General features: G+C 40.8%; 15 protein-coding genes and 1 other annotated feature. Of the genes, 8 read left to right on the top strand and 7 right to left on the bottom strand.

What is annotated here, in order from left to right:
- Positions 1-15 precede the first annotated feature (15 nt).
- Positions 16-1,707 (bottom strand): septation ring formation regulator EzrA, encoded by a 1,692-nt coding sequence (gene ezrA / locus JV16_RS06140; protein WP_042534733.1) that lies wholly within the window; start codon positions 1,705-1,707, stop codon positions 16-18.
- A 162-nt stretch (positions 1,708-1,869) separates the two neighbouring features.
- On the opposite strand from ezrA, the gene hisJ reads away from it, so the two are divergent.
- Both hisJ and JV16_RS06130 read left to right on the top strand, forming a co-directional pair.
- Positions 1,870-2,658, top strand: a complete 789-nt coding sequence (gene hisJ / locus JV16_RS06135; RefSeq protein ID WP_021095616.1) for a histidinol-phosphatase HisJ — start codon at positions 1,870-1,872, stop codon at positions 2,656-2,658.
- 13 nt (positions 2,659-2,671) lie between these two features.
- Entirely contained in the window at positions 2,672-3,157 is a 486-nt protein-coding gene (locus JV16_RS06130; RefSeq protein WP_042534731.1) for a GAF domain-containing protein, read from the top strand.
- A gap of 28 nt (positions 3,158-3,185) precedes the next feature.
- Here JV16_RS06130 and JV16_RS06125 read toward each other — a convergent pair whose 3' ends face one another.
- On the bottom strand, positions 3,186-5,033 hold the full coding sequence (locus JV16_RS06125; protein ID WP_042534835.1) for a sensor domain-containing diguanylate cyclase: 1,848 nt from the start codon (positions 5,031-5,033) through the stop codon (positions 3,186-3,188).
- A gap of 382 nt (positions 5,034-5,415) precedes the next feature.
- Here JV16_RS06125 and rpsD point away from each other — a divergent pair, with 382 nt between their 5' ends.
- Positions 5,416-6,018, top strand: coding sequence for a 30S ribosomal protein S4 (gene rpsD, locus JV16_RS06120; protein WP_021095613.1), 603 nt, complete (start codon positions 5,416-5,418; stop codon positions 6,016-6,018).
- A gap of 35 nt (positions 6,019-6,053) precedes the next feature.
- On the opposite strand, the gene tyrS is transcribed toward rpsD, so the two are convergent.
- Complete coding sequence (gene tyrS, locus JV16_RS06115) at positions 6,054-7,313, bottom strand: tyrosine--tRNA ligase (RefSeq protein WP_021095612.1); 1,260 nt, start codon at positions 7,311-7,313, stop codon at positions 6,054-6,056.
- 51 nt (positions 7,314-7,364) lie between these two features.
- Positions 7,365-7,589 (bottom strand) — a binding site (T-box leader).
- A gap of 138 nt (positions 7,590-7,727) precedes the next feature.
- Between tyrS and JV16_RS06110 the strand changes: the two genes are divergently transcribed.
- Positions 7,728-10,502, top strand: a complete 2,775-nt coding sequence (locus JV16_RS06110; protein ID WP_042534729.1) for a transglycosylase domain-containing protein — start codon at positions 7,728-7,730, stop codon at positions 10,500-10,502.
- A 23-nt stretch (positions 10,503-10,525) separates the two neighbouring features.
- On the opposite strand, the gene acsA is transcribed toward JV16_RS06110, so the two are convergent.
- On the bottom strand, positions 10,526-12,244 hold the full coding sequence (gene acsA / locus JV16_RS06105; protein ID WP_035063448.1) for an acetate--CoA ligase: 1,719 nt from the start codon (positions 12,242-12,244) through the stop codon (positions 10,526-10,528).
- A gap of 168 nt (positions 12,245-12,412) precedes the next feature.
- On the opposite strand from acsA, the gene JV16_RS06100 reads away from it, so the two are divergent.
- The 3 genes from JV16_RS06100 to JV16_RS06090 are packed head-to-tail and all read left to right on the top strand — an operon-like array spanning position 12,413 to position 14,877.
- Positions 12,413-13,045: a GNAT family N-acetyltransferase gene (locus JV16_RS06100; protein WP_003398366.1), complete on the top strand. Its 633-nt coding sequence runs from the start codon at positions 12,413-12,415 to the stop codon at positions 13,043-13,045.
- Between the two features lie 18 nt (positions 13,046-13,063).
- Complete coding sequence (locus JV16_RS06095) at positions 13,064-13,708, top strand: acetoin utilization AcuB family protein (protein WP_021095609.1); 645 nt, start codon at positions 13,064-13,066, stop codon at positions 13,706-13,708.
- Complete coding sequence (locus tag JV16_RS06090) at positions 13,705-14,877, top strand: acetoin utilization protein AcuC (protein WP_021095608.1); 1,173 nt, start codon at positions 13,705-13,707, stop codon at positions 14,875-14,877. The genes JV16_RS06095 and JV16_RS06090 overlap by 4 nt, the downstream gene beginning before the upstream one ends.
- 29 nt (positions 14,878-14,906) lie before the next feature.
- On the opposite strand, the gene ccpA is transcribed toward JV16_RS06090, so the two are convergent.
- The gene (gene ccpA, locus JV16_RS06085; RefSeq protein WP_021095607.1) at positions 14,907-15,908 is read right to left on the bottom strand and encodes a catabolite control protein A; all 1,002 of its coding nucleotides are present in this window, start codon (positions 15,906-15,908) and stop codon (positions 14,907-14,909) included.
- A gap of 163 nt (positions 15,909-16,071) precedes the next feature.
- Positions 16,072-17,154, bottom strand: coding sequence for a bifunctional 3-deoxy-7-phosphoheptulonate synthase/chorismate mutase (locus tag JV16_RS06080; RefSeq protein WP_021095606.1), 1,083 nt, complete (start codon positions 17,152-17,154; stop codon positions 16,072-16,074).
- Positions 17,155-17,305: 151 nt separating this feature from the next.
- Between JV16_RS06080 and JV16_RS06075 the strand changes: the two genes are divergently transcribed.
- Positions 17,306-19,462, top strand: a complete 2,157-nt coding sequence (locus JV16_RS06075; RefSeq protein WP_042534727.1) for a cell division protein FtsA — start codon at positions 17,306-17,308, stop codon at positions 19,460-19,462.
- A gap of 24 nt (positions 19,463-19,486) precedes the next feature.
- Here the strand turns inward: JV16_RS06075 and JV16_RS06070 are convergent, their stop codons facing one another.
- Positions 19,487-20,602 carry an aminopeptidase gene (locus JV16_RS06070; protein WP_021095604.1) on the bottom strand — a complete coding sequence of 372 codons (1,116 nt, stop codon included), beginning with the start codon at positions 20,600-20,602 and terminating at the stop codon, positions 19,487-19,489.
- Positions 20,603-20,618 lie beyond the last annotated feature (16 nt).

The following is a 20,618-nucleotide window of genomic DNA, read 5'->3' as shown; positions in this document are numbered from 1 at the left end:
TGAAGGGATTCCCTTTCACTCGTTTTCTTTTAACCACTCACGAATACGTTCAAACGCTCCTTCCTCCACTTGCTCTACCGTAGCAATCGCCTTTTGTAAGGCTAATTCGTATTCGTATCGTCGGAACAACTGCTCCGCTTCCTCTAATCCTTCTTTCACCGCTTGGAAACGACGACGGTAACGGTTTCCATACTGAATGACTTGTTCAGCCAATCGAGCTTGTTCAATCATTTCTTTTGTTTGGTCACATACATGTTGCACAAACAAGATCGCCTCGTCTAGCGCTTGATGAACGGCCTCCATATTTAACGGCTTTCCGTCTAATGTAAGCGACACACGCGTTAAGCTTTCACGCGCCTCGCTCACTTGCAACATATAAGATTCCGGTAACCCAGGAAGTTTGCTTTTTTTCACGAGCCGAATCGCTTCAGACAATTGTTTTTTCATTTCTGCTAATTTCTCACGCGCTGCTAATTCATCTTTCCTTAGCGCATATAAGTGCTCTCGAAACTGGGCGTGCTTTTCTTTCACCGCAGCAATTTGCGCTAAAATTTCCTCCAACTCTTCACGAATAAGCGAGTAAGCTAAACGTTCCTCAATCATTTTCGTTTGAATTAACATAAATCGCTTCATCAATTGTTGCACTTGCTTTTCAATGTGTCGATATTTGTCAAGATCACTTTGTGATAAATGATAGCTTTGCTGAACAAACAACGTTTCATCGCGCGTTTCTTTCGTTTCTTCTTCTAACTCGTAAAGCGTTTGCTCAATTTTTTCCGTTTCATCATGAACGAAGCGTTCCGCATACACTTCTTTCTCTAACAAATCGTACAACGTGTCAACATCTTCTTGTGCTTCTCGAAGAAGCTTTTCTGCTTCATCGACAGCAAGCGTTTCTAACAGCGCAAGCACTTCTGACACTTTTCCGCGGATCGCCTCCACTTCTTTGTCAACTGGAAGATGGTCAAGCACATACCCTTTTTCTAACAGTTCACGATACCCTTCGACAATATTGTCAAGTTGTGCTGGAATTTCAACTTGCGCATCGCTAAGTAAAAGCGGAATTTGTTCAATAAAACGATTCAACTCATTTAATTCATTTTGAATGAGCAACACTACTTCACGGGCAGCTAAATAATTCCCTTCCGCCGTTAGCTGTTCAAATGTTTGAAATTGTTGTTGAAGAGTATTTAATCGCGATTCAAGCGCAGTTTCCGTGCGCCCGAATGTATGACGTTGAGTAAGCATCGCTTTTTTTACTTGGCGATACTTTTCCTTTAACTGTTCAATTTCTTCACGATTTTTCTCTTCACTTCCAACTAATTCTTGTAACTCTAATAAAATGCGTTGAATGCTCCCTTCAATTTCTTGAAGCTGCTGTTTTGTTTGCTGTAACGCATCTTTCGCTTTCATAAACCGATATTTGACCACTGCTTCCTCAATATCAAACAACTTCTCTTCTATGTTTGGCAGTTGAACAGCGACAATATCATCCCATTCGTTCCGCCATTTTTCAAACAGCTGCTCTGTTTCCCCCATCATATTTAATGCCTTAATTTTCGCCATTTCTTCTGGTACGGGGCGATTCATTAAAGAAATTTTCCATTGTTCTAATTGATCGATTTGTTTATATAAACGTTTTCGGTACACGTATGTATATGTAAGTCCTCCAATAAAGAGGAGCGCACTAATCGCTACAAATTCCATAATGGGCCTCCTTGTTGTCAAGCTTTCTTTTTTATGGAGAAGGCATTTTCTTTTCAATGATTTTATGATACCATGTTAGCAACATTTTTTGAGCAAAAATTTTAATTTTTTTCCTAAAAAAACGTGATTTTGTCGAATTTTGCGCCAAAAGAGGTGAAAAACGTGCGTGACGGGCATATTCATACACCGTTTTGTCCTCACGGAAGTGACGATGCGTTGCATGAATATATCGAAAAGGCCATTTCGCTTGGTTATACAGATATTTCATTTACCGAACACGCACCGCTTCCGAAAGGATTTATCGATCCAACCCCTTATCAAGATAGCGCGATGAAAGAAGAACAACTAGCGTCGTACGTATCAATTTTACAATCATTAAAAAAACAGTACGAAAGGCATATTCGTATTCATGTCGGATTAGAAGTTGATTTCATTGTCGGATATGAACAAGAAACGAAAACATTTTTAAATAAAATCGGCCCACAATTAGACGATAGCATTTTATCCGTTCATTTTTTGCACATTGACAATCAGTACATGTGTATCGATTATAGCGAGGACATGTTTGGAAACATCGTTGCATCGTTTGGTTCAGTTGAACGAGTGTATGATGCGTATTATAACACCGTTCTCGCTTCTGTTGTTGCCGATTTAGGACCATACAAACCAAAACGTATCGGACATATCACGCTCGTTCGTAAGTTTCATCGAGCATACCCGTGTGAATATGATGACAACAAAATCATCACACGTATTCTAGATGAAATGAAAAATCGTCAACTAGAACTTGACTACAACGGTGCCGGCACAACGAAACCGCTCTGCTTAGAGCCGTATCCGCCTCATTGGGTCGTAAAAGAAGCGTTAAAACGCGGCATTCCGCTCGTGTACGGTTCAGATGCTCACTCGGTTGCTGGCCTTCACCAAGGAATTGAACATATGTTGATATAAAGGAGTGGAATACATGTTTCATGCACAAACATACACAGGGACAAGAGAAGAAAATTATGCACTTGTCATCGACCAATTGAAAGCATTAATTTCAGATGAAAAAAATGTTGTAGCGAACTTAGCCAATGCTTCTGCTTTATTGAACTACTTTTTACACGATATTAACTGGGTCGGTTTTTATATGACAGAAGGAAATGAACTTGTTCTCGGACCGTTTCAAGGATTGCCCGCATGCGTGCGCATTCCATTTGGCAAAGGCGTATGCGGAACAGCAGCGGCCGAAAAACGAACCGTGCGTGTGGCGGACGTTCATACGTTTCCAGGTCACATCGCATGCGATGCTGCATCTCAATCTGAAATTGTCGTTCCGATGATAAAAAGCGGCCGTGTCATTGGTGTGCTTGATATTGACAGCCCAATCAAAAATCGTTTCGATGAGGTAGACGAACAGTATTTACAACGTTTTGTTGAAACGCTTATTCAATATGTTAACATATAAGAAAGAGGCCGAAATATTTGGCCTCTTTTTAATATTCTTGAACAACGACGCGGTTTTTTCCTGTCCGTTTCGCTGTATATAACGCTTCATCGGCACGATTAAATAGCTCTTTCACAGAGTCCGCACGATTTTTCTTCCAGTACGATACCCCACAAGAAATCGTCACCGGTGGGCTTGTTAACTCACGAACTTTTTGTACTAAGCGGTTCGCAATCGATAAACCTGCATTAATGGACACTTTCGGTAAATAAATGGCGAGTTCTTCTCCTCCCCATCGAGCTCCGATGTCATTTTGGCGAATGTTTGCTTTAATAATATTTGCTACTTGAATAATAATTTCATCCCCTACTTGATGCCCATACGTATCGTTTATTTTTTTGAAATTATCAATATCTATTAAAATAAATGTACCTAATCCATCCTCTTCCATCGAACGTTGAATACGTTCATCTAAATAATGACGTGCATATAAATTTGTTAGCCGATCTGTAATGACCATTCGTTCAAGCTCTTCACGCAATGCTGCGTTTGTAAACGCCAACGTGGAATGATGGATAAGTGATTGTAACAATTTAAACATATCAAACGAAAAGTGGTACGCCTCTTGATGTAGCACGATCGCTACACCTTTCATCATTCCGCGCATCATCGGTACGGCCATAAGCGAACGAAAACGTTTCGCATGATCGCTATGAATTTTTACATCACCTAAAAATAAATTATCCCGCGGATGTTGAATGCGGTGGAAAACGAAATCTACATATGCCTTTGCTTCGCGTGATTGGAAAAATGCCGTACTTCCAGGAAGTACTTTACGCTCTTTTTCTTGCAAAATAATAAAACCGACTTCTTCCGCATCAAATGACGTTTTAATTTTTTCAATCATAAACTGCAAGGCGTCTTGGAAGCGTAAGTTCGTGTTTAAGTGGTGAATCGTCTCGTTAATGAGTTGTAAATCAGCAATTAATCGTTTTGATTGTTCGTATAATTTTGCATTCTCTAATGCGCTGCCAGCTGTATTTGCTAATAAGGAAATAAAGCGCATTTCTCGTTCTGGCAACTCCATAATTGTCGGAGCAATCATTTCGATCACCCCGTAAATGCCTTGGGCTCCTTTAATCGGGGCATAAATTACAGACTTTTTATGAACGAGCGAATCGTGAAGCTGAATTTGTCCAGTAACATACGCTTGCATTGCCCCCATGTGCTCATCTTCATTTTCAAATGTAAGTAATTTAATCGGCAAATCTCGGTCTGTTGTGCTGTCATAAGATAAAAACAAATGAAACGTAAACGTCGGATACACTTCTTTTAACGTTTTTACAATTTCTTCAAGTACATCCCCAATATTCATAGACGCATGAATTTTTGTTGCCGCTCGATGCAATTGTTCATATCTTTTTTCCTCACTTAATACTTCAGACACTTTGCGAATGCGAGCAAACACTTTTAAAAAGTCTTGTCTCATTTGTTTAATTAACGACCTCGGTATCATATCTCGCACATGAAGCTGAAAACGAATAAGACCGAGTGAATCTTCTGAAAAATGTATACCAAACTGAACGGTTTTGATTTCGCTTTCATCATCGATGACGACAACATCATCAAACTGTTGTTTTAGCTGATCATCAAATGGAATCATATATTTTTCTTGTTGCTGTTCAATGATGTGATTTGTCGTTACTTCAGGTTCAAAAGCGTGTTTAAACGGGTTAAGCACATAAAACGTGACGTCTAACAAGTGAAACTCTTTTTGCAATAAGGTGATCAGCGCTTGGATGATGCGAGGTAAATTCGTAAAATCTTCTTCTGTTAAAAACCAATCGAAAAACTTTTGTTTAAATATGGCGTATTGATCGTGTTCTTGAATGTTCATTTTTTTCACTCACCCGCACATACTTCCTCTCTATTATATGTATGAACCATATAAATAAAAAAATGAGAGTTTCTGTCATATTTCTAAAACTGAGGACCTATCAATTATATCATACCATACTCCTTATTATAAAGACTATACAAAAATTGTTGACTTAGACGCGAAAAAAAACTATAATAGCCTTTGTGTAAAATATTGCAGCCTTTGTGCTCACATTTGTATGTCCATTTTGTTCCCCATAGAGAGCGTCATTCTCTAATTGGAGGTTGTATCGTGTAACTCTCAGCTGCTAGGGCGAGGATACATGAAAACAAAATGGCGATAAATGGTGAGGCACGACTGTTTTTATTTTACCAAAAATAAAAACAAAGGAGGAGCATTTATGGCTCGTTATACAGGTCCAACATGGAAAATTTCTCGCCGCCTTGGCATTTCATTGAGCGGTACAGGTAAAGAATTACAAAAACGTCCGTACCCACCAGGTCAACATGGTCCAGGACAACGCAAAAAATTATCTGAATATGGTATGCAGCTTCAAGAGAAGCAAAAACTTCGCCATATGTACGGTGTAAACGAACGCCAATTCCGTAAAACGTTCGAAGAAGCTGGTAAAATGGCTGGTAAACATGGTGAAAACTTCATGATCTTGCTTGAATCTCGTTTAGACAACCTTGTTTACCGTTTAGGTTTCGCGCGCACTCGCCGTCAAGCTCGCCAATTAGTTAACCACGGTCATATTTTAGTTGATGGCAGCCGCGTGAACATTCCATCTTATCGTGTAAAACCAGGTCAAACGATTTCTGTTCGCGAAAAATCTCGCAACCTTCAAATTATTAAAGAAGCGCTTGAAGTAAACAACTTCGTACCTGACTACTTAACGCTTGATGCGGACAAATTAGAAGGTACTTACACTCGTTTACCTGAACGCTCTGAATTGCCTGCAGAAATTAACGAAGCATTAATCGTCGAGTTCTACTCACGTTAATAAAAAATCCTCTCTGCCGAAGCAGAGAGGATTTTTTATGCATAACGGATTAAATAATATTTTTTCTTGCCGCGGCGAATAATCGTAAAGCGACCTTCGATGCGATTTTCTTCTGTCATGATTTTATTTACGTCTTGCATGCGCTCGCCGTTCACGTAAATCGCTCCATTCGCTACGTCCTCGCGCGCTTGACGTTTCGATGGACAAATGCCACTCGCTACGAGCAAATCAACAAGCGCCACTTCCTTTTCATGACATACATACGATGGTACATCTTTAAAACCTTGTTCAATCTCATTTGCTGTTAATTTTTCTACTTCTCCGCTAAAGAGTGCTTCAGAAATGTTCATCGCCTGTTGCAACGCTTCTTCCCCATGAACGAGACGCGTCATCTCCGCAGCTAATGCTTTTTGTGCTGCCCGTTTTTCCGGCGCTTCAGCTGTTTGTTTTTCTAATTCCATAATTTCTTCGTGCGATAAAAACGTAAAGTATTTCAAATATTTTACAACATCACGGTCATCTGTATTAATCCAAAATTGGTAAAACTCATATGGGGACGTTTTGTCAGCATCAAGCCATACCGCTCCACCTTCTGTTTTACCAAACTTCGTTCCGTCTGCTTTTGTTACGAGCGGAACAGTTAATCCAAACACTTTTGCATCTTCTTCTGTTTTTCGGATTAGTTCTAGCCCAGCCGTAATGTTCCCCCACTGGTCACTTCCACCAACTTGCAACTTGCAGTTATACATTTCATACAGTTTCAAAAAGTCGTATGCCTGCAAAATCATATAACTAAACTCTGTAAAAGAAATTCCTGTTTCTAATCGCGACTGTACAGATTCTTTCGCAAGCATGTAGTTAATTCCAAAGTTTTTCCCGACATCACGCAAAAATGTAATAACATCAAGCGAACCGATCCATTCGTAGTTATTTGCGATAATCGCCGGATTGTTTTCATTGTCAAAATCTAAAAAGCGGCTTAACTGTTGTTTAATCCGCTCACTGTAATGAGCGACCGTTTCTTTTTCATTTAATTTTCGCTCTGCTTTTTTTCCACTCGGATCTCCAATCAATCCTGTTGCCCCACCGACGAGCGCAATCGGCTGGTGACCAGCTTGTTGGAAGCGACGTAACATTAAAATCGGAAGCAAATGACCGATATGCAAACTATCTGCCGTTGGATCAAAACCGCAATATACTTTTACACTTTCTTCTGCTAGCAATGCTTTGAGTCCATCCTCATCTGTCATTTGATTAATTAAACCGCGAAATTGTAAATCTTGAAGCAAATCCATTTGAACCACCCTTTCCGTTTGTTATGGAAACAAAAAAACCCGTCCTTCATATGAAGGGACGAGTTTCATCGCGGTACCACCCTACTTAGAGAACATATATGTCCTCTCGCTTCATTGATATAACGGCTTATACCGTCTTTTGCTACTTTCGCACAAGCTGTTCGCAAAAGATGCTCACGGAGGTAATTCATGCTTACCTGTACGCTAGTTCGCACCAACCACTAGCTCTCTGTCAGCAGGGAGATAAGCACTACTCGTTCCGCTCATCGCTCGATTATTCACATGTCAATATACCCTCTTTTATCATAAAACATCAACTGTTGTCAAGATCTTCAAACAAATTTAGACATTTTCCGATACGGAAAGACAAATTATGATATAATGATGAAAATACAATTCGGATGGGAGGTCACTATGTCAGAAAAACAAGTCCGATTTTCATGGCAAAAACTATGGCGCCATTTCACGATTACATACGAAGTCATTTGGAATGTATGTTTAATTATATTGATCGCATGTTTATGCGCGTTCAGTTTTGCCTTCGGTGTCGGTGCGGGATATTTCGCCTCGCTTGTGAAAGATGCTAAGCCGATTCCTTACAAAGAAATGAAAAAAGATATTTATAACTATGAAGAAACAACCCATATTTATTTTGCCAATCGTGAATATCTTGGCTATTTCCGTTCAGATTTAGAACGCGATGAAGTCAAACTTTCACAAGTTTCCCCTTACTTCATTCAAGCGGTCATCGCTACAGAAGATGAACATTTTTATGAACATAAAGGGGTTGTACCAAAAGCCATTATACGTGCCATCTTCCAAGAAGCGACAAACTCCTCGACGCGTAGCGGAGGGAGTACATTAACACAGCAGCTTGTAAAAAATCAAATTTTAACAAGTGAAGTGTCATTTGAGCGAAAAGCAAAAGAAGTGTTGCTCGCTTTACGGCTTGAGAAGTTTTTTTCTAAAGATGAAATTTTAGAAGCGTACATTAACGTTGTACCTTTCGGGAGAAACGCATCTGGGCGAAATATTGCCGGCGTCCAAGCCGCCGCAAAGGGTGTTTTCGGCATCGATGCAAAACAATTAACATTACCGCAAGCGGCTTTTTTAGCAGGGCTACCACAAAGTCCGTTTCGCTATACACCGTTCACTAGCGAAGGCGAGTTAAAAAGCGATTTATCTCCCGCGCTAAATCGGATGAAAACGGTATTAACGCGCATGAAAAAAGCTGGATACATTTCAGAAGAGCAATATAAAGACGCACTAGCATACGACGTTACGAAAGATTTTGTTTCTTCCTTGCCATCCCCAGTGGAAAAATATCCATGGCTGACGTTTGAAATCGAACGTCGTGCGAAAGATATTTTTATTGATTTACTAGCAAAAAAAGATGGATACGATCGGCAAGATGTGCGCTCAAACGACCAGTTATATAAAGAATATGCGGAAAAAGCAGAAAAGCAATTACGTCAAAACGGCTATACGATTTACACAACGATCGATAAAGACATATATGAACGAATGAAAGCGATTGTTGAAAAATATCCGTACTTCGGAAGCGATACAGTTGTTCGAAAAAGAGACGAAAAAACGGAACAAATCATTTCCGTCCGTCAGCCGGTAGAAGTCGGGGCGATTTTGATCGAAAACAAAACCGGACGCATCATTAGCTTTGTCGGTGGACGAGATTATAAACGGGAACAACTGAATCACGCAACTCAAGCATACCGTTCGAACGGTTCAACGATGAAGCCGCTTCTCGTTTATGCACCAGCGATGGAAATGGGCATTATTCAACCGGGATCTGTCATTCCAGATATTGATTTAGAAATTCCAACGCAACAAGGTCCATATCGCCCCAAAAATGCGGATGGTAAAACACACGGCTTAACATCTGTTCGTCACGCGCTAAAAAAATCGTATAACATTCCTGCCATTCGCACGTATGCTCGCATCATCGATCAACGACCCATTTCATATTTAGAAAAAATGGGCTTCACAAGCTTAACGACGGGAGACGGATATAATTTATCTCTTGCGCTCGGTGGGCTAACAAAAGGGGTAACGATTGAAGAAAACGTCAATGCATACGCAACGTTTGCAAATGGTGGGAAATTCATCGACGCGTATTTAATTGAAAAAATTGTTGATAAAAATGGGAACGTTGTATATGAACACGAGCCAAAACCAATCGAAGTGTTTTCACCTCAAACAGCGTATTTAACAATCGATATGATGCGCGACGTCATTCGCTCAGGTACAGCTTCTTTTTTAAATGGCAAGTTAAAATTTTCAGCAGATTGGGCGGGAAAAACAGGGACGAGTCAAAACACAAAGGACGCTTGGTTTGTCGCGACAAATCCGAATGTCACGTTCGGCACTTGGATGGGATACGATACACCAAAACCGCTTGAGAAAAGCTATAAAGGGCTATCATATTCCCAAAGAAACTTATTGCTATGGGCGCAACTGATGAATGGGGCGTACGATATTCGCCCAGAACTAATCGCTCCGAAAGAACGATTCCATATGCCTGGAGGAATTGTTCAACGCTCATATTGTGCAATTTCTGGATTGCTCCCATCAGAAACATGTAAACGATTCGGACTGATCGAAAGCGATTTATTCAATACGGCATTTGTGCCGAAAACAGAAGATACGTATTTGATTAGCGGAGCTTTCGTTGAATTAAATGGAGAGCGATATGCCTCTTTACCGACAACACCGAAAGAATTTACAAAAGAAGGCGTAATGATTGACGCTTCGTTACTTGAACAGTGGGGCATTCAGCATATAAAAGATTTGAGCAAATTACTCCCGCAAAACGATAAATGGAAACATGTATTTGTGGCAAAAACGCTTCAAGAAAACGGGAAAAAACCGGATCCACTAGCTGCGCAACAAAAAGGAACGGCACTCGTTTGGAACGAACATCATGAACAAGACGTCATTGGTTATCGAGTATATTATGCGGCATCCGAAACAGCTACGTTTCAAGTTATCGCAACAATACGTAAAGGCGAACAAAAAAACATACCGTTAAAACAAGGAATATATTACGTGACGGCTGTTGATATTGCTGGATTGGAATCGAATCCATCTAATATCATTCGCATGTTGCCTGCTATACAACCTGAGCAACCAACAAATGAGCAACCAGCAGAAGAACAGCCATCAACAAACTAAAAAATCGGGCCATGCCCGATTTTTTAGTCTTCCATTGTTGATAAATCGCCTGTCGGTAAGTTTAGTTCCCAAGCTTTCAAAACGCGGCGCATAATTTTTCCACTTCTCGTTTTTGGTAACTTATCACGAAACTCGATTTCACGTGGTGCGGCATGCGCAGCTAAACCTTTTTTCACAAAGTTACGAATATCTTCTTTTAATTCTTCTGATGGCTCGTACCCTTCGCGAAGAGCAACAAACGCTTTAATAATTTCACCGCGCACCGGATCTGGCTTTCCGATGACACCTGCCTCTGCAACTGCAGGATGTTCAACGAGTTTGCTTTCCACCTCGAACGGACCAACACGTTCTCCCGCTGTCATGATGACATCATCAATTCGTCCTTGGAACCAGAAATATCCATCTTCATCCATATATGCCGAATCGCCAGATACATACCAATCACCCGGTAAGAAGTACGACTCATATTTTTGTGGATTGTTCCAAATCGCGCGCATCATCGAAGGCCAACCTTTTTTAATCGCCAAATTGCCCATGCGATATGGCGGTAACTCATTTCCTTGATCGTCAACGATTGCAGCTTTTACTCCCGGAATTGGTTTCCCCATCGATCCCGGTTTAATTTCCATACACGGATAGTTACAAATGAGTTGTGCCCCTGTTTCTGTCATCCACCATGTATCATGAATACGGCGATTGAACACTTTCATTCCCCAACGGACGACTTCTGGGTTTAAAGGTTCCCCAACGCTTAAAATATGGCGAAGTGAGCTTAAATTAAACTTTTTCACTAATTCATCGCCAGCCCCCATCAACATGCGGAAAGCTGTCGGTGCACTATACCATACCGTCACGCCATAATCTTCGATCGTTTTATACCACGCTTCAGGATTAAAGCGGCCACCTACAATGACGTTTGAAGCCCCACAAAGCCATGGACCGAAAATGCCGTACGATGTTCCTGTCACCCAGCCTGGATCAGCCGTGCACCAATACACATCATCTTCTTTTAAATCTAATACCCATTTTGCCGTTTGATAATGTTGAATCATCGCGTTATGCACATGCAGTACGCCTTTTGGTTTTCCTGTTGAACCAGATGTATAATGTAAAATGAGTCCATCCTCGCGTCCGACCCATTCAATCTGAAAATGTTTGCTTGCTGCGTTCATCCGTTTTTTCAAGTCAAAAAACGGTCCTTCTTCTTTAATGTCATCTCCAACTAAAAATACGTACTTTAATGCTGGTAGCTCATTGACAGGTACACGTGGTAAAAGCTCAGGTGTCGTAATAATGACTTTCGCCTCGCTATCTTCTAAACGGTCACGTACTGCCCCTTCCATAAACGCTTCAAAAAGAGGTCCGACGATTGCGCCAAGCTTAATCGCTCCAAGCACAGAAAAGTACAGTTCAGGCGAACGAGGCATAAAAATGAAGACGCGATCACCTTTTTCTACATCGGCCACTTCTTTTAACACGTTGGCTACTTTGTTTGAAAACTCCTTCATTTCTTTAAATGTGTACTTTTCTTCTCTTGTCGCGTCACGATAATAAAGAGCCACTTTGTTTTTTCGGAACGTTTCTACATGACGGTCAATCGCTTCGTACGCCATGTTTACTTTTCCTGTTTCATACCACGAAAAATGCTTTTCTGCTTCAGACCAGTCAAACGTTTTATACGTTTCTTCGTAGTTTTTCAAGTTGAAATCCCCTTGAATGACTGGTAGCGTTTCCACCTTAATCATCCCAAACTCCCCCTTGTTTGAAAGTGTTTACATTCGTATTATATTATACTATAAACAATTTCTCAATTTTTAAAAAATTTTCATTAATGTTTATTATGAAAACGATTTAATTTTTATTTTTTTATGTATAATTGAAGTGAGATTATTTCAGTAGGCGGTGGGGCAATGGAGCATAAAAAAACATATAACGCAAAACAATTAAAAACACCGAAAGGAACGTTAATTATTGAAGGGCCGATTTCCCCAGAAAAGTTGGCTAGCTATGAATTTCATCATGATTTAACAGCGTTTCGGCAACCGCACCAACAACATCAAGCGCTCATTGAAATTGCAGGCCTTCCTGAAGGGCGAATTATTATTGCCCGCCACGGTCACACGATCGTTGGCTACGTCACCTTTTTATATCCTGACCCCCTTGAAAGATGGTCACAAGGGAAGATGGAAAATTTAATTGAGCTCGGGGCAATCGAAGTCATTCCAGACTTTCGAGGGTGTGGTGTCGGGAAAAATTTATTGAAAGTGGCTATGATGGACGATGCGATGGAAGATTACATCATTATTACGACCGAATACTATTGGCATTGGGATTTAAAACGAACTGGTTTGAACGTATGGGAATATCGAAAAGTAATGGAGAAAATGATGAACGCGGGCGGACTTGTCTGGTATGCAACGGACGACCCTGAAATTTGTTCACATCCGGCTAACTGCTTAATGGCGCGTATTGGGAAGCGCGTCGATCAACAATCAATTCAAAAGTTTGATCAACTTCGCTTTATGAACCGCTTTATGTATTAAAACAAAGGGGATGGGGAAATGATTGTCGAACAAATGATGAAAACGGATGTCATCGCATTAAAGCCGTCAAATACAATTGCCGATGCGCTAAGCATTGTGAAGCAAAAAAACATTCGTCACTTACCAATTGTTGATGATGAATATCATGTCATTGGAATCGTCACCGATCGTGATTTACGCGATGCAAGTCCATCGATTTTCCATGCCAATGAGCATCTAGAAGATTTACAAAAGCCGTTAAGCACCATTATGAAAACAAACGTCATTACAGGTCACCCGCTTGATTTTGTCGAAGAAGTGGCGGCTTTATTTTACGAACATCGCATCAGCTGCATGCCAATCGTCAAAGAAAATAAACTTGTCGGCATTATTACAGAGAGCGATTTGTTATATACGCTCGTACAATTAACAGGGGCTCATCAGCCCGGTTCGCAAATTGAAATTAAAGTGCCGAACCGAACGGGGATGTTAAGTGAAGTCACTTCCATGTTTCAAAAAAGAAACATTAATATTTCAAGTGTTCTCGTATATCCTGATCAAGATGAAAAGTATAAAGTGCTCGTGTTTCGTATTCAAACAATGAACCCGATGGCGATTATTGAAGATTTAAAAGCGCAAGGATACGACGTATTGTGGCCAAACTTGCCGGGGGTTTCATCATGAGCAAAAATAGCGTATTCATTTATTCCGATGCGTTTCAAACGTATAAATTCCATGATCGCCATCCGTTCAACCAATTGCGCGTCAAACTAACGTATGACTTATTACAAACGGTTGGTGCGCTCCACGATTCACAAATTGTAGCACCGCGTCTTGCCACAGATGAAGAACTAGCTCTTGTTCACGATATGGATTATATTGAAGCAGTAAAAAAAGCGGGGAAAGGACTACTTTCAGAAGAAATTGCAATCAATTATGGCTTAGGAACGGAAGATACACCTATTTTTCCAAACATGCATGAAGCGAGCGCCCTTCTTGTTGGGGGAACATTAACAGCCGTTGATTACGTGCTTTCTGGAAAAGCTGAGCATGCGCTCAGTTTAGGCGGAGGGCTTCATCATGGATTCCGCGGCAAAGCATCCGGATTTTGCATTTATAATGACAGTTCTGTCGCCATTAAATATATGCAAGAAAAATACGGTGTCCGCGTCTTATACGTCGACACAGATGCCCATCATGGTGATGGGGTACAATGGACGTTTTATGACGACCCAAATGTTTGCACATTTTCCATTCACGAAACAGGACGTTACTTATTCCCTGGTACAGGAAATGTGAATGAACGTGGACAAGGGAAAGGATATGGCTACTCATTTAACATTCCTGTCGACGCATTTACAGAAGATGAGTCTTGGCTAGCAGCATATAAGGACGCACTCATGGAAATCGCCGACTTCTTTCGGCCTGACGTCATTTTAACCCAAAACGGTGTGGATGCTCACTATTACGATCCGTTAACTCATTTATGTGCGACGATGCGCATTTATCGTGAAATTCCAAAACTCGCACATCAAATTGCTCATCAATATTGCAACGGTCGTTGGATTGCAGTCGGTGGCGGAGGATACGACATTTGGCGCGTTGTTCCGCGTGCATGGGCGCTATTATGGCTTGAAATGACAGAACAATCCGATATTTCTGGGCCTTTACCGAAAGAATGGATTGCTCGCTGGCAACAACACTCCCCTGTTTCTTTACCGCTCGAGTGGGATGACCCGGACGACTTATATCCACCCATTCCGAGAAAGGCAGAAATTACAGAAAAAAATGCCCAAACTGTCATGAAAGCACTTCAACCAATTCGAAGCAATAAGCAACGATTAAATTTATAAAAAAAAATCATAAAGAGGCTTCTGCCTCTTTATGATTTTGTCGAATCGCGATATTCAATTCGATGTGGTAATACAACAATGTGATTGTCCACATGTTCTTTGTTCATATATTTTGTTAATAAACGCATCGCCACCGCACCGATATCGTACATTGGCTGTACGACTGTCGTCAGCTTCGGGCGAACCATTGTCGCTAAACGAGTGTTATCAAAACCGACTACTTCTAATTCATCTGGAATGCGCACACCGCGGTCTTGTGCTCCATGAATGACACCGAGCGCCATTTCATCTGTCCCAACAAAAACCGCTGTTGGTCGCTGGGCAAGTTCGGCTAGTTTTTCATACGCTTCCATTCCTGAATCATACGTGTAGTCGCCTTCAACAACAAGTTCATCATCATAAGCAATATTCGCTTCTTCTAAAGCGCGGCGATAACCAGCTAATTTTTTCAGTCCGTTAATTGGATCATTTAACGGTCCTGTCACATAAGCAATCCGTTTATGTCCTTTTTCGATTAACATATGTACTGCATCATATGCAGCTTGCTCATAGTCAATATTGACGGACGGAATAATATTGTTTTTTTCAATCGTTGCAGCTAATACAATCGGTACATCTGACTTTTTAAACTGCTCGACATGCTCTTCCGTGACATCGCCACCCATAAATAAAATGCCATCGACTTGTTTCGCAAGCATTGTATTTAATAAATGCAGCTCTTTTTCTTTATTTTGATCTGAATTGCTTAAAATAATGTTATACTTATACATTGTTGCAATATCTTCGATGCCGCGAGCCATTTCCGCAAAGAAAATGCTTGATATATCTGGAATAATGACTCCGACCGTCGTCGTCTTTTTACTTGCCAATCCGCGCGCCACCGCATTTGGACGATATCCGAGTCGCTCAATGACTTCTAATACTTTTTTGCGTGTAGAAGGCTTTACGTTTGGGTTCCCGTTTACTACACGTGAAACGGTCGCCATCGACACGTTTGCTTCTCTTGCTACATCATAAATTGTTACATTCATCACATACACACTCCTTTTCAGCGCTCTGTATATCGAAAACTGTCGTACATCGCAATTTTATGTAAAAATATCATACGATAAATGATTACCTAAGTGCAACGTTTTCACAAATAAATTCATAAGAAAAAGAAAAGCTGGCGAACAAATCACCAGCTTCTTCTCGTTATGCTTTTACAAATTGTTTTTGAAATGATTTTAATTCTTCCATAAACTCATTGAATTGGTCAATATCCATCTGTTGTGCGGAATCAGATAACGCCACAGCAGGATCAGGATGCACTTCAGCCATGACACCATCCGCTCCAATCGCAAGCGCTGCTTTCGCACAAGGTAAAAGTAAATCTCGACGCCCTGTCGAATGTGTCACATCAACAAAGACAGGTAAATGCGTTTCCTTTTTCAAAATCGGCACAGCAGAAATGTCAAGCGTGTTGCGCGTTGCTTTTTCATATGTGCGAATGCCACGTTCACATAAAATGATTTGTCCATTTCCTTGCGACATAATGTATTCTGCGGCATGAATAAACTCTTCAATCGTTGCAGCTAACCCGCGCTTTAGCAACACCGGTTTGTTCACTTGCCCAGCCGCTTTCAGCAACTCAAAGTTTTGCATATTGCGCGCCCCGATTTGAATGACGTCAATATAATCGAGCGCTGTTTCAATATCTGCAGGCGTCACAATTTCACTAATAACCGCTAAATCGAATTCATCTGCTACACGTTTTAAAATTTTTAATCCTTCTACTCCAAGACCTTGGAAGTCGTATGGTGATGTGCGCGGTTTATACGCTCCCCCTCGCAACAATTTTAAACCGTGACGCTTGATTGCTTGTGCGACTTCCGCCACTTGTTCATAGCTTTCAACGGCGCATGGTCCCATGACAAAATATTGATTGCCATCGCCGATTTTTTCCCCTTTCACATCGACAATTGTATTTTCCGGCTTTTTCTTTCTTGATACGAGCAATGCTTTTTTATGATCGTCTTCTTGTAAATCAAGGCCTGCTTTAAAAATTTCTTTAAAAATATGTTTTAACGTCGCCGTATCAAACGGGCCATCGTTATGTTCTAAAATTAAATCCAACATTTTTCTTTCACGAACAGGATCATAAAAATACGTCCCTTGCGCATCTTTAATTTTCCCAATTTCTTGAACAAGACGTCCACGTTCATTAATTAACTTTAACAACTGTAAGTTTAACTCATCAACCTTTGCTCTCAGCTCATCTAATCGTTCGTTACTCATTCATCTCATCCTTTCTTTATATAAGCTAAAAAATGTGGTACATTTCTATATAATTAGAGATTATTATAAACGAAGTGGATAAAGTTGTCACCCCTTTATTTATAAAACGCGTTTAAGCAATAAAGAATTTTTTAATTTTCAAAAAAAGAAGGTGGGAAGCTTGATTTTTGCATTAGATATTGGCACTCGTTCAGTAGTTGGCATTATTTTAAAGGAAACAGACGGACAATATCAAGTTGAAGACATTGTCATCAAAGAACATGAAGAACGGGCAATGCTTGACGGGCAAATTCATGACGTACTTGCTGTTTCAAAAGTCATTGTCGATATAAAAAAAACGTTAGAGGAACGTCATGGGCCTCTTACACGTGTATGCGTCGCAGCAGCAGGTCGTTCATTAAAAACAGAAAAAGGAAAAACGACGATTTCAATCAAAGGTAAGCCGCTTTTAACTCATGAAGATGTGATGTATTTAGAACTCGCCGCCGTTCAACAAGCACAAATGACGTTAGCGGAAAAATCATCGAATGAAAAAAGTCATCATTATTACTGCGTCGGTTATTCAGTGACGCGCTATGAAATTGATGGCGAAGAAATCGGTAGCTTAATTGATCAACAAGGAGATGAAGCGAGCGTTGAAGTCATCGCCACATTTTTACCGAAACTTGTCGTCGAGTCGCTTCTTGCAGCACTGCAACGCGCCCACTTAGAAATGGAGGCGCTAACACTCGAACCGATCGCTGCACTCAATGTACTCATCCCTCCGACGATGCGGCGATTAAATGTTGCGCTTGTAGATATTGGTGCAGGGACGTCTGATATCGCAATTACAGATGGCGGGACAGTTATTGCTTACGGGATGGTACCGATGGCGGGGGATGAAATTACAGAAGCGATTTCTGATGCATATTTACTCGATTTCCCACTTGCTGAACAGGCGAAACGTGACTTACATACAAAAGAAACGGTAACAATTACAGACATTCTCGGTTTTGAAACAGAAGTGCCTCGCGAACAAATGATTGCAACTATTTCTGAGGCGATTGATCGACTTGCTGATGCGATCAGCAAAGAAATTTTACGATTAAATAATCATCAATCGCCGAAAGCAGTGATGCTTGTTGGAGGGGGAAGCTTGACGCCAGAACTGCCAAAGCGGCTCGCTCAAAAGCTCCATCTTCCTGAAAATCGCGTCGCTATTCGTGGCATTGATGCCATTCAAAAGTTGCACATCGATCGTGAAGAAATGAAACATCGTCCAGAGCTCGTCACCCCTATTGGCATTGCAATTGCTGCAAAGCAAACACCGATTCAATACGTAACGGTAGAGGTAAACGGACAATCGATTCGTTTGTTTGATATGAAGCAACTAACGATCGGTGATGCACTATTAGCTGCAGGGATTCAATTACATAAACTATACGGCAAACCCGGATTAGCTTGCGTCGTTACGTTAAACGGAAATACAATTACTATTCCAGGAACACATGGAGAGCCGCCAATGATTATGAAAAATGGTGAGACGGCAACATTCGATACACCTATTAAAAACAGTGACCGTATCGTTGTTGAAAAAGGGAAAGATGGGAAGCAAGCAACCGTTCAACTTCGTGATTTGCTTGAATCATTGCCGACAAAACAAGTGACGATCAATGGGCAACAATATACGATTGAACCGCTTGTGTTGAGAAATGGAGAACCCGCTTCCCTCGATGCTGTTTTATGTGATCGTGACGACATTTTTGTCCATATGCCAGAAACGATGGAACAACTTTTGCAAGCAACAAAAAATGACGATCTTCTTCAACAGCTTGAGCCATTTACGATCACGTTAAATGGAAAAAAAATAAAATTTTCTGAATGGTGCGCAACGATATATCGAAACGGAATGGAATGCCCACGCTACGCACCGTTTGAAGACGGCGATCACATCGTCATTCATCAACAAAATGAACGAACAGTTGCCCAAATAGCTGAAGCAAGACAGCTGAAACTTCATTACTCGCTTCCAATTATATTTAACGGTGAAACATTAACATTAACAAAACAAATTGGCGCGTTTTATCGTAACGGTGAACAGCTTCATGAGGACGATCTCGTTCAACATGGAGATGAGCTTCAATTTAGCGAGCGAAAAATCGAGCCGTTTATTTTTCAAGATATATTTCAATACGTCCAAGTTGATATTCCTCAAGGAGCGTCAACAACATTTACATTACTAAAAAACGGAAAACCAACAACATTTTACGAGACGCTTGCCCCAGGTGATCAACTTGAAATTGTTTGGCAGAAGAAAAAGCAACTATGAGCAGTTCATAGTTGCTTTTTTCTTTTATTTTAAGTTTTCTGGGTTTAATGGTTGTAACTCTGGAAGGACAAAACGTCCATCTTTACGAATAAGTACACCATCAAAATATATTTCACCGCCACCATATTCTGGACGTTGGATCATAACCATATCCCAATGGATGTTCGAATGGTTGCCATTGTACGCTTCATCGTAACATTGACCCGGTGTGAAATGGAAGCTACCGTCGATTTTTTCATCAAATAAAATGTCTTGCATCGGATGTTGAATGTACGGGTTGACTCCGATCGCAAATTCACCGATGTAACGCGCACCTTCGTCTGTATCAAAAATTTGATTAATCCGTTCTGTATCGTTTGCTGTTGCTTCAACAATTTTTCCATCTTTAAATGTTAATTTGACATTTTCAAACGTAAATCCTTGATAAGGTGAAGGCGTATTAAACGAAATAGTACCATTGACCGAGTCGCGAACAGGAGCCGTATACACTTCTCCGTCTGGAATATTCATTTGCCCTGAACATTTTACTGCAGGAATATCTTTAATGGAGAACGTTAAATCTGTGCCTGGCCCTGTAATGCGCACTTGATCCGTTTTATCCATCAGCTCAACAAGCGCATCCATAGCTTTATCCATTTTACCGTAGTCTAAGTTACATACGTTAAAATAAAAATCTTCAAACGCCTCTGTGCTCATTTTCGCGAGCTGCGCCATAGACGGATTCGGATAGCGGAGCACGACCCATTTCGTTTTCGGTACACGAATGTCCCGATGCACTTTTTGCATAATCGTTTTTCCGTGAATTTTCATTTTGTCAGCTGGCACATCCGCAAACTCGTTAATGTTATCCCCAGCACGTAATCCGATGTAAGCATCCATTTCTTTCATGACATTTGCTTCAAATTCAGCCATCATGCTAAACTGCTCTTCTTGCGCACCAAGTAGAAGTGCACGATCAACTTGATGATCTTTTAATGAAACAAACGGATACGCTCCTACAGCATACGCTTCACGCACAAGTGCAATGACGAGCTCCCGTTGCAAACCGAAGTTTTCGATTAATACTTTTTCTCCTTTTTGCAGACGGAGCGAGTAATGAATTAAGTTTTTCGCCAACTTTTCAATGCGCGGATCTTTCATTTTGTATTCCTCCATT

Source organism: Anoxybacillus ayderensis, assembly GCF_000833605.1.
Lineage (GTDB): Bacteria > Bacillota > Bacilli > Bacillales > Anoxybacillaceae > Anoxybacillus > Anoxybacillus ayderensis.
This window is presented reverse-complemented; position numbering and strand designations above follow the sequence as displayed.